This is a genomic window from Neobacillus sp. PVCKKU3 (assembly GCF_058323225.1).
This window is the reverse complement of the sequence record NZ_JBLVQN010000034.1, coordinates 60,004-70,755: the sequence shown is the minus strand read 5'-3', so window position 1 is coordinate 70,755 and position 10,752 is coordinate 60,004. Positions and strand designations below refer to the sequence as shown.

Below are 10,752 nucleotides of genomic sequence, written 5' to 3'. Positions count from 1 at the left end.
TGTTAAATGCAGAATGGAACTTGTTTCGGGGTAAATAGGGGGAGGTTTTCCGATTATGCAAAGCAAAATCCTCTATTTTCACGTTTTTTGATTCAATAGGCGGAATCTCTCCGTCTATTGAAGCTATTTTTATTGATATTCACTAATTAAGCGAAATTTTTCCGTCTATTTATTAAATCATTATCCGAAGCAACAAAAAGAGTGGAGTTCAACAAAAAATAAAAATGAACTTAAAATTCCAGACTTATTAGCATACGAAACCGTATCTGAAATCACTACGTGACAATAAAAATTGTCAACGTGTCAAACAATATTTTAATTTATTTGCGATTTAACTAACCAATTCACTAAAAACCTTGACATATCAATAAAAAGGCAAAGCGAATTCCTACGCGAAATGCTTTGCTTTTATACTGTCTTTTATAGTTGCGGGTACCTCGAAAGAGAACTTCCTAACCTTACACAGTTCACCTCCTTTTCCCTATTTAAAAGCATTTACCCCTTCGTTTTGCGCCTTAGAGGAGAATTTACTTTTATACATCTCCTGATCAGCGATTTCCAGGATTTCATCCAGTGTAACCGGCGTACCCGGCTTATAGTGGTAAAACCCATGGCTGGCGGAAATCTTGTACGGCTTTTGTCCGGTCTCGTTCATGGTCTTGAACGCATTCTCAATATTCATCCAAACCTGTTCGACGTTAGCCATTTCTTTTTCAAAAAATACAATGATGAATTCGTCCCCGCCGAGACGGAATAGAATATCGTCTGATTGAATATGCCGGCTTATCTCCACGCAGCATGTCCTGATCAGGTCGTCACCCATCGCATGACCCAAGTGGTCATTGACCTTTTTTAGTCCATTAATATCAATGAAGCAAAGGATAAACTCGCGGGAATTTGTCCCGGTACTTAACTCTTGGCGCAGCATCTCGATACCGGTGCGGCGGTTCCGCACCCCTGTAAGCACATCGATGGAGGCGTGCTCCATAAGCTCCTGTTCCTTTTTCTTGATGTCGGTAATATCGGTAGTGTCAATGAGGACGCAGGTTTCATCATGATAATCCACCAACTCAAAATGCAAAAGCGACCATTTCTTTTGACCGGGAGCAAGCTGCTGCTCGGTCACGTAATTTTTGACACTTTTCTCCTCATACAACCGTTTCATAACATCTTGTCTTTCAGCGGGATTGCCAAACAAGAAACCAGCATCGAGAGCAGCTAATTCTTTTCCCTCCAGTTGATAGTAGTGGATAGCCTGCTGATTGACCAGCTGGATTTCATTGTCCAGATTAATAAGGATCAACGGATTTGGATTCCGCTGGAACAAGCGGCGGAAGCTTTCCTCGTTTTTGGTTAACTTCCTTTTGTTAAAAAAATCATTTTTTCGAAATCTGTAAAAGGTTAGAGCAATTGTAAACGCGATTACGGCGGCTCCGGTTGAATTGACAAGATTTAACATGAAAGAATAATTAATTTTCCCCAAAAAGGCCAGTACGGCGATAGAAATGAGATGGGCGCCTAGCATCATCGTGAGCATGTGCTTTGGCCGGATGGGAAAAATAATCGCAGCCGCAAATAAAATAATCAGATAGGCGTAGATGTTTCCGGTGTTCAGCTGGCTGTTAATGGATGACACGGCTCCAATCAGCAGATACAGCGAAATATAGGAGTTAACAATGAAGCTTTTGGAAACCGTGTGGCGCTTACTGTGCCGGTATAGCATGATGAATACAAGGGAGATGACCAGACCAAATAGATGCACCACTTTAAGGGTCCATTTAAAGGCAGGCTGATTGAGATTTTGCAAAAAGAAAAAGTCAACAATGAAAAAGCATGGATAGGTGAAGATGAGCATATAGGAAACGAGCTTTAATCTCTCAAAGAGGATGTCGTAGTTAGATTGTTGAAACTCGCGGTCAGGAACGGAATTCTTTTGCAGTTTTATAGTATTTTTCTTCAAGTCAATCATCCTTTTTCCGCCAAAATCCATTTTTTCCAATGTAGTGTATCATAGGTATGGGGGCCTGTCCACGCAACATTTAAACCATTTTTAAAAGTCATTTTATTTAAAAAATGCCATTTTCAGAGTATTATGGATTTAGTACATATTTTTCAAAAAATGAATAGGAATGGAGTGAGCAAAATGAAAGCAGTTGTTCATGCGGACAAGGCTGGTATTGAAGGGTTAGCCGTTCGGGAAATGGAAGAGTTGCAACCGGGGGTTGGAGAGGTGCGGGTGAAGCTGAAAACAGCAGGGCTAAATCATCGTGATTTGTTCGTGCTGGTGCGCCACAAGCCGACAGACCCGCCGCTCATCATCGGATCGGACGGCGCCGGTGTGGTTGATGCGGTCGGTGAGGGAGTTGTTGATGTCAAGGTCGGCGATGAAGTGCTGGTCAACCCGAGCCTTGGCTGGATGGAAAAGAGCGATGCACCGCCGGCTGGGTTTGAAATTCTTGGTCTTCCATTCCATGGAACCTTTGCTGAGCAGGTAGTCGTTCCTGCCGATAACGTTGCTTTGAAACCTGGCTATTTAAGCTGGGAGGAGGCAGGTGTGCTATCATTAGCGGCGCTGACAGCCTACCGAGCTTTATTTACACAGGGGCAGGTGCGCGAAGGGATGAAGGTATTGATCCCCGGCATTGGAAGCGGAGTTGCGACTTTATTACTGCAGTTTGCGAAAGCGGCAGGGGCGGTTGTGTACGTGACTTCTCGTTCGTTAGAAAAATGTCAGAAGGCTTTAGAGCTTGGTGCAGATCAGGCGTTTGACAGCAACGAGGACTGGGAACAGGCGCTTGATGGTGAAAAAATGGACCTTGTCATCGAGTGCGTTGGGGCGGCAACCTTTAATAAGTCATTAAAGCAGCTCCGCCCGGGCGGAACGATTGTGACTTTTGGAGCATCGGCGGGTGATGTCGTCGAATTCAACCTGCGCGACTTTTTCTACGGCCAGTATAAGTTGTTTGGAACCACATTGGGGAGCGGCGAGGAATACAAGGAAATGCTTAAGTTTGTAACGAAGCATGAAATTAAGCCAGTGGTTGACCGTATGTACTCATTAAAGGAGTTCGGCTCGGCCTTCGAGCGGATGGAAAAGGCGGAGCAATTAGGCAAAATTGGGTTTTATATTGGATAATATTTTAGTAAAGTGCCTGGTACCAGCCTTTTGTGCGGTAGCAGGCATTTTTTTTGAAAAAATAATACCTGTTTTGGAGCGATTGTAGGCGTTTGGCGGATACCTCATTAAAATAGGCGGATGTCCGAGTGAGTTTGGCGGATATATCGTGAAAATGGTGGATAACCTGAAGAGTTAGGCGGTACCTCTTGGAACTCAGCGGATTCTTAATCAGTAGGATTATAAAAAAGAACGGGTCCAAGAACCCGTTCCATTAACTATTTAACAACAGCCCCTACCCGGCGCTCCACAAACCGCTGCATCCGTTTTAACGCTTCTTGCAGCTGTTCCATCGAAGTTGCATAGGAGCAGCGGATATATCCTTCGCCGCTTTCTCCGAAAGCATTGCCCGGTACCACAGCGACTTTTTCTTCCAACAACAGTTCCTCGGCAAACTGCTCGGAACTCAGGCCAGTCGCCTTGATTGATGGGAACACATAAAAGGCCCCGCCTGGAATATGGCAGTCCAGCCCGATAGTATTCAACGTGTCCACTACATAATTTCGGCGGCGGCGATAACTGTTTCGCATCGCTTCAACCTCATGGTATGTGTTGCGCAGTGCCTCAATGGCGCCGTGCTGAAGCATGTGCGGCGCGCACATGGTCGTGTATTGGTGAATTTTTAGCATATGCCCGACAAACTCAGCAGGAGCAGCCAAGAATCCCAGCCTCCAGCCTGTCATCGCAAAGCCTTTGGAAAAACCATTTATTAAAATTGTCCGCTCATACATGCCTTCTATCGCAGCCAAGCTTGTAAATTCCTCGTCATAGGTTAGTTCTGCATAAATTTCATCCGAAACGACAAGCAGGTCATGTTTTTCGATCGTCGCGGCGATTTCCTTCAAATCTTCACGCGTTAAAGCCGTACCGGTTGGATTGTTTGGCGAACAGATTAAAATAGCTTTTGTTTTTTCCGTGATCGCCGCTTCAATTTGCTCGGCCGTGATCTTAAAGCCGTTTTCAGGTGAGGTGGATACAGGGATTGGTGTCCCACCCGCCAATGCCACCAATGGTGCGTAAGAAACGAACGACGGTTCTACGATCAGGACTTCATCGCCAGGGTTTACAATCGCACGAAAGGCAATGTCGATTGCCTCGCTTGCCCCAACAGTGACAATGATTTGGTTAACGGGATTGTATTCTACGTTAAAGCCTCTCTGTAGATAGGCTGCAATTTCCTCACGCAGCTCCAGCAAGCCGGCGTTTGCCGTATAGGATGTGAAGCCTTGTTCGATGGATAATATCGTTGCTTCACGCACGTTCCAAGGTGTAATGAAGTCCGGTTCCCCGACACCTAGCGAAATAACGCCCTCCATACCGGCGGCCAAATCGAAAAATTTCCGTATTGCTGATGGCTTAAGTTCTCTAGCTGTATTTGACAGATATTTCGAAATGTCATTACTCATGGTGTAACCACCATTCTGCGGTCTTTTTCGTCGCCGCTGTCAAAACGAACGCCATCATGCTTGTATTTTTTCAACATGAAATGAGTGGTTGTAGAAACAACACTTTCAATTGGCGATAATTTTGCCGAAACAAAGGAAGCGACTTCGTGCATTGTTCTTCCTTCGACAGTAATGGATAAATCGTAGGCACCTGACATCAGATACAAGGAAGATACCTCAGGAAAACGGGCGATTCTTTGTGCCACTTCGTCAAATCCTACCCCGCGCTTTGGTGTGACCTTTACGTCAATCATGGCAATAGTATGTTCCTGCCCCTCAACCTTGCTCCAGTTGATCAAAGTTGGGTAACTCATGATGACTTTTTGCTCTTCCAGCTTTTTGATCGTTTCGCGGACTTTCTCCTCGCTGCTCATGACCATGGACGCGATGGTCGCCGTTGAAATTTTGTGGTTCTCTTCAATGATTTTCAGAATTTCAATTTCTTCACTATTAAGCTTCATAAGGGGGTACCTCCTAAACTAGCTAAACTTAAAAAATCCTACCTATGATTTTAATCCTTCTCTGCATGAAAGTCACTCCCAAATACTGTTATACAACAAATATATTGTGCTAGCACAAAAAAAGCCCGCTCCAAAAGGCGGGCTGCCTGTTCTTATTAAATTACTTGCTTATTCCACTGAAATGAACACATCCGGAAATCCGGCATTTTTAATGGCGTTCATCCGTTCTTCGGCATTTTCGCGGCTTGAGAAGGCACCGGCCTGAGCCCGGTACCAGGTTGTCCCGCTGATCACAACAGTATCGACAAACGCTTCGAATCCTTTCGATTTCAACAGAGCTACCTGCTTGTCCGCATTTTCTTGGGACTGGAACGAACCGGCGATTACTTTGTAAAGTGTGCTGGTGCTGGGCGGTGGGGCAGAGGCTGATTTTGCCTGTAAATTAAAAGCCTTGGCAAGCCCGTTTGCATGGCCTTGAGCGACATCTTGGCGCCACGCTGCCTGTTTCATTAGCGCAGCATCATGCGCATTCGTTATAAAGCCGTTTTCCGAGAGTATTGCCGGCATGGCCGATTCGCGGAGGACATGGAAGTTGGCCTTTTTCATTCCGCGGTCGATAAGTTGGTTCATTTTTACGACTTCCCCATGGATGATTTCGCGGTACTTAGCCGTTTGCGAGGAATCTGACAGACCGTTATAAATGTAATCCTCGTATCCTTGTGCAGCGCTTGAAGCGGCATTTATGTGAATCGACAAATAATAATCAGCACCCCAGGCATTTGCCTCGTTTGTCCGCTGGCTCAAGCTTTTTGAGATATCGCTTTCCCGGCTCATTTTCACTTCAACATTTTCAAATTGATTAATTAAAATACTGCGCAGTCTAAGCGAGATATCGAGCGTCACATCCTTCTCATTCAAGCCATTGCCCTGGGCGCCAGGGTCGGTGCCTCCGTGTCCTGGATCAAGATAAATTTTCACTTTTTCACCTCCATTCTGAACTTCATCTATATCTTATGAAAAAAGGTTGGACAAGGTTCGGGCCGGTGTCTGCCCAACTGTTTACCCTCTCCATCTTTTATTTATAAAAAAAGCCCCCAAAAGGGCAGGCTGTGGAAAAAATATTTTGGAATCCTCCATTGTAAAAAAAGAAAAACCCTTTTATAAAAAGGGTTCAAAACAATCTAATCAAACGTTTTAAGAGGAAATATGCTTACATTTTTGAAAAAATCAGTTAATCATTCAACTCTTATGGCTTCCAATTAGATAATGCAAACTATGAAAATAGTGGAAACTACAGCTCGTTTCCCCAAACGTTTAATTAGTGGAAACCTCCTTAATATGGAATCTCCCTTTGGATACCATCCAAATTTTGAATCGAGAAATTCACCATCCGTTTATACAGGTTTAAAACCATTTGACCATAAGTGGTTCCTGGTACGGCCCACTTTCCGTTTAAGGAGGTCCATGTTGGCGCAGTACCCCTATTGACAAGGTGGAAACGAGGGTCTACTAATGGGTATTGGTTTGGCAGTGGGTTCGTGGTTGCATAGGCGAACAAGTGCTGCAGGTGAGCGATTACCCCTTCTTCAGGTGTTTGGAAGCTGGCACCTGGATTGTTGGGCCCGGTTGCTCCGATGCCGGCGAAGTTGTCCTGCCCGGGCTTGACGACGCCGGTGAATCGGAAGAAGTTTGTCTCGTGAACGGCCTGTGCAAACGCGACGTCTCCGCGAATTCCGTAATATTCGCCATATTTTAAATAAAGGCTTCCCAAATCAGGTGCGCTTGGATTAACTGTTTTTACAAATCGGTTCATATGCTCTGGCGATACGAAGGTTGGTCCGAAAATTGAGTTAATAGATGAATCTTGGACAGGGGCGCTTGGGGTTTCGCTGACTATGTCAGAGCGACTGCTTGAGTCAGAATCGCCACCTAATGCAGTACCGTTATTCGGGTCAGCGGTGTCGGATGGGGCGGATTCACTCGCTTCATTAGTGACACTATCGGTACTAGAGCCGGCTTCTGGACTAGGAACGGTATCTGGATCAGGAGCGTTATCTGGACTAGGAGTAATATCCGCAGAATTGCTGTCAGACGCCCCGGAATTATCCGGTGTACTGCTTGTTCCTCCTGTCGGACTTGTGGCAGTTACGCCGCCTCCTTCGATAATAATGAAGGAATCATTAAATCCGGCAATTTGCACAACTTTCAAGCGCTGTTCGGCGTTTTCCCGGTTCGCGAAAGCACCTATTTGGACGCGGTACCAGGTCCCGCCTGAAATGTTTGTAATATCCACAAAGGCATCAAATCCCATGGACCGAAGTTTGGCGACGCGCTCGTCTGCATTTTCTCTTGATTTGAAGGAACCAGAATAGACTTTAAAGAGGGTTCCGGACACGGGAGTTGACGGCGCAGGCGCTGGCTGAGGGGCAGGAGCTGGTGTTGGGGCGGGCGCTGGCTGCGGCGCTGGTGCAGGATTGTTTTTTCGAACAAGATTAAAGGCTGCTGCAAGACCGTTCGCATGGCCTTGAGCGACCTTCTGCCGCCACGCATCTTGCTTCATTAGCGCTGAATCATGAGCGTTAGAGATAAAGCCATTTTCCGTTAAGACGGCTTCCATATTGGACTCACGCAGCACATGGTAATTGGCCTGCCTCGTGCCGCGGTCAATTAACTCGTTTACTTTCATTACCTCTGCATGAATGATACCTTGGATCTGGGCTGTTCGTGAGGACCTAGAAAGGCCGTTATAAATATAGTCCTCATAACCTTGGGCGGAAGCGCCCGCTGAATTGATATGAATTGACAGGTAAAAGTCTGCGCCCCAAGCATTCGCCTCGCTTGTCCGGGCACCCAGGCTTTTGGTGATATCACTTTCACGACTCATTTTGACCGATACATTTTCAAACTGATTGACTAAAATGGAGCGCAGCTTCAATGCAATATCCAAGGTGACATCCTTCTCATTTAGACCGTTTCCTTGAGCGCCAGGGTCGTTTCCGCCATGCCCCGGGTCTAAATAAATCTTCATTTCATCTCCTCCATTTCACTTATTATCATATATATCCTATGGCAAGAGTTTGAATTGGTTCGGGCCTAGTACATTGTGCCTATGTTCCCGACTTTCTGGGCAAGGAGTACTTTTTGTAAAGTTTTTTGGAAAAAGGCTAAGAAACCGAAAATGGGGCAACATTTTTTTAATAATGGTATAATACATAAGTCACGTGAATCTTATATAAGGGGAAATGAATGATGATCCTTGTTGTAGGCGGCGCAGGTTATATTGGCAGCCATCTTGTGAAAGAACTAGTTGAAAAAGACGAGGTAGTCGTATTGGACAACCTGTCTACCGGCCATCGCGATGCCGTTGACAGCCAGGCGATTTTTGTAAAAGGCGACCTTGGCAATGAAGAAGATTTGGACATGATTTTTCATAGTTATCCGATACAGGCCGTGATGCATTTTGCGGCAAACAGTCTCGTTGGCGAGTCAGTCGTTGACCCAATGAAATATTATCAGAACAATGTTGCTTCTACTTTAACTTTATTAAAAGTTATGATGAAACACAATGTCAAAAACTTTATTTTTTCATCCACAGCGGCTACATACGGAATTCCGAATGTGGACATCATCGATGAATCAACGCCAACGGCACCAATCAATCCGTATGGCCATTCAAAACTAATGATCGAGCAGATTTTGGCTGATTTTTCAAAAGCCTATGATTTACATTATGTTGTACTAAGGTACTTTAATGCTGCAGGAGCACATGAATCTGCTGTGATTGGGGAAAGCCATGATCCGGAAACGCACTTGATTCCAATTATTCTCCAGCAGTTGTTAGGCAAGCGGGAAAAGATTTCTGTTTTCGGTTCGGATTACGATACCGAGGACGGCACATGTATCCGTGATTATATTCATGTCACCGATTTGGCTTCGGCTCATATTCTTGCACTTGAAGCGCTGTTATCTGGAGAGAAAACGGCGGAGATCTACAATCTCGGCAACGGGCTCGGATACTCCGTTAAAGAAGTAATTGAAACGTGCGAACGCGTAACAGGCGTGAAGGCCAACGTCGAAATGGCTGACCGCCGCGCCGGCGACCCAGCAAGACTCGTAGCCTCTTCCGATAAAATATTCAACGAACTCGGCTGGAAAGCAGAACGCAACCTAGAACGCATCATCGCCGACGCCTGGAACTGGCACCAGGAGCAGCGATACTGATGCATGGGGACGGTTCTTTTGCCTCATTTTAAATAGAACTACACCATCAAATTAAAAAAGTCCAATTCGCATCGATTCAGCAGATTGGACTTTTTTGCATATTAGCTAGCATTTTTTAATGCTGTAAAAAGGCAAGCTGGATGAAGAACAGCACCGCAAAAACATAGACAAGCAGGTGTACGTCACGCCCTTTTCCTTTGACCAATTTTAACAGCGGATAGCTGATAAAGCCAAGGGCGATACCAGTTGAAATGCTCGAAGTGAGCGGCATGGCCAAAATCGTCAAGAAAGCAGGGAACGCTTCCTCAAGCTCGCCCCAGCGGATTTTTGCAATGTTAGCCATCATCAGGCTTCCGACAATAATCAACGCCGGAGATGTAATCGCCGAAATCCCGGATACAGCACCGACTAGCGGTCCAAAGAAAGCAGACAAGATAAACAGTACGGCAACCGTAAGAGTGGTCAATCCAGTCCGGCCACCTGCAGCAACCCCGGATGTTGACTCAATATAGGCCGTGGTTGGGCTTGTCCCAAACATTGCCCCAATTGCAGTAGCTACGGAGTCAGACAGCAAAGCGTGGCGGGCGCGCGGCAGCTTGTCACCCTTCATTAATCCAGCCTGGTTTGCAACCCCGACCATCGTTCCGGTTGTGTCAAAAATCGTTACTAGGATGAAAGAAAAAACAACCGCGTAAAGGCTGTGATGAACGACATCACCAAGCGCTGTGATGGGATTGGCGACCATCAACCCTTCTGGAAGTGAAGGGAAGGATAGGAAGCCTTTATCAAAAGAAAGCTGTCCGGTGAAAAAGGCAACAATTCCAGTGATAATCATCCCGAAAAATAAAGCCCCGTTCACTCTTAAAACCATAAGGATCAGAGTAACGGCTAGTCCTAAAATGGTTAACAGAGCAGATGCTGAATGAAGATCGCCGAGACGGACTAGATTCACTGGATCCGCAACGATGATTTTGGTAAGCCGCAGGCCGATAAAAGCGATAAACAGACCAATCCCGGCGGTAATTCCATGCTTCAGATTCTCCGGAATGGCTTCAATTAATTTTTCCCTGAGGGGAGTTAATGACAAGATGACAAAAATAATACCGGCTACAAAAACAGCGGCAAAGGCGGTAGTGTAGCTGATGTGCTGACCGCCGACGACGGAATAGGCAAAGTAGGCGTTCAGCCCCATTCCTGGCGCGATGGCGATTGGATAATTGGCGAACAGCGCCATCCAAAGACAGCCCACAACAGTAGCTAAAATAGTGGCAGTGAAAACCTGATCAAACGGAACGCCCGCATCAGCAAGAATAACCGGGTTTACCACGACGATATACACCATCGTGAAGAAAGTAGTTATCCCCGCAAGCACTTCTGTTCTCACGTTTGTACCATTTTCTGTAAGTCTAAACATCTTAGTTCCTCCAAAACACGAACGATAGAATAAATA

The 10,752-nt window shown here is 45.7% G+C and carries 8 protein-coding genes; 2 read left to right on the top strand and 6 right to left on the bottom strand.

Annotated features, from left to right (window positions below; genetic code table 11):
- Nucleotides 1-481: 481 nt before the first annotated feature.
- On the bottom strand, nucleotides 482-1,990 hold the full coding sequence (locus ACNQGS_RS20810; RefSeq protein ID WP_491489038.1) for a GGDEF domain-containing protein: 1,509 nt from the start codon (nucleotides 1,988-1,990) through the stop codon (nucleotides 482-484).
- Nucleotides 1,991-2,143: 153 nt separating this feature from the next.
- On the opposite strand from ACNQGS_RS20810, the gene ACNQGS_RS20805 reads away from it, so the two are divergent.
- Nucleotides 2,144-3,136, top strand: coding sequence for a zinc-binding dehydrogenase (locus tag ACNQGS_RS20805; RefSeq protein ID WP_491489035.1), 993 nt, complete (start codon nucleotides 2,144-2,146; stop codon nucleotides 3,134-3,136).
- 257 nt (nucleotides 3,137-3,393) lie between these two features.
- Here the strand turns inward: ACNQGS_RS20805 and ACNQGS_RS20800 are convergent, their stop codons facing one another.
- The 4 genes from ACNQGS_RS20800 to ACNQGS_RS20785 form a co-directional block, all read right to left on the bottom strand.
- On the bottom strand, nucleotides 3,394-4,581 hold the full coding sequence (locus ACNQGS_RS20800; RefSeq protein WP_491489034.1) for an aminotransferase: 1,188 nt from the start codon (nucleotides 4,579-4,581) through the stop codon (nucleotides 3,394-3,396).
- Complete coding sequence (locus tag ACNQGS_RS20795; protein ID WP_213144039.1) at nucleotides 4,578-5,081, bottom strand: Lrp/AsnC family transcriptional regulator; 504 nt, start codon at nucleotides 5,079-5,081, stop codon at nucleotides 4,578-4,580. Before ACNQGS_RS20795 ends, ACNQGS_RS20800 begins: the two co-directional genes overlap by 4 nt.
- A 168-nt stretch (nucleotides 5,082-5,249) precedes the next feature.
- Nucleotides 5,250-6,059, bottom strand: coding sequence for an N-acetylmuramoyl-L-alanine amidase (locus ACNQGS_RS20790; protein WP_491489033.1), 810 nt, complete (start codon nucleotides 6,057-6,059; stop codon nucleotides 5,250-5,252).
- 355 nt (nucleotides 6,060-6,414) lie between these two features.
- Nucleotides 6,415-8,109 carry an N-acetylmuramoyl-L-alanine amidase gene (locus ACNQGS_RS20785; RefSeq protein ID WP_491489032.1) on the bottom strand — a complete coding sequence of 565 codons (1,695 nt, stop codon included), beginning with the start codon at nucleotides 8,107-8,109 and terminating at the stop codon, nucleotides 6,415-6,417.
- A gap of 221 nt (nucleotides 8,110-8,330) precedes the next feature.
- Here ACNQGS_RS20785 and galE point away from each other — a divergent pair, with 221 nt between their 5' ends.
- Entirely contained in the window at nucleotides 8,331-9,302 is a 972-nt protein-coding gene (gene galE, locus ACNQGS_RS20780; RefSeq protein ID WP_491489031.1) for a UDP-glucose 4-epimerase GalE, read from the top strand.
- Nucleotides 9,303-9,417: 115 nt separating this feature from the next.
- Here the strand turns inward: galE and ACNQGS_RS20775 are convergent, their stop codons facing one another.
- Nucleotides 9,418-10,716 (bottom strand): NCS2 family permease, encoded by a 1,299-nt coding sequence (locus tag ACNQGS_RS20775; RefSeq protein ID WP_491489030.1) that lies wholly within the window; start codon nucleotides 10,714-10,716, stop codon nucleotides 9,418-9,420.
- Nucleotides 10,717-10,752: the final 36 nt, after the last annotated feature.

Coding starts and splice junctions, on each gene's coding strand:
- ACNQGS_RS20810 (WP_491489038.1), bottom strand. CDS start 1,990: ATGGATTTTGGCGGAAAAAGGATGATTGACTTGAAGAAAAATACTATA.
- ACNQGS_RS20805 (WP_491489035.1), top strand. CDS start 2,144: ATGAAAGCAGTTGTTCATGCGGACAAGGCTGGTATTGAAGGGTTAGCC.
- ACNQGS_RS20800 (WP_491489034.1), bottom strand. CDS start 4,581: ATGAGTAATGACATTTCGAAATATCTGTCAAATACAGCTAGAGAACTT.
- ACNQGS_RS20795 (WP_213144039.1), bottom strand. CDS start 5,081: ATGAAGCTTAATAGTGAAGAAATTGAAATTCTGAAAATCATTGAAGAG.
- ACNQGS_RS20785 (WP_491489032.1), bottom strand. CDS start 8,109: ATGAAGATTTATTTAGACCCGGGGCATGGCGGAAACGACCCTGGCGCT.
- galE (WP_491489031.1), top strand. CDS start 8,331: ATGATCCTTGTTGTAGGCGGCGCAGGTTATATTGGCAGCCATCTTGTG.
- ACNQGS_RS20775 (WP_491489030.1), bottom strand. CDS start 10,716: ATGTTTAGACTTACAGAAAATGGTACAAACGTGAGAACAGAAGTGCTT.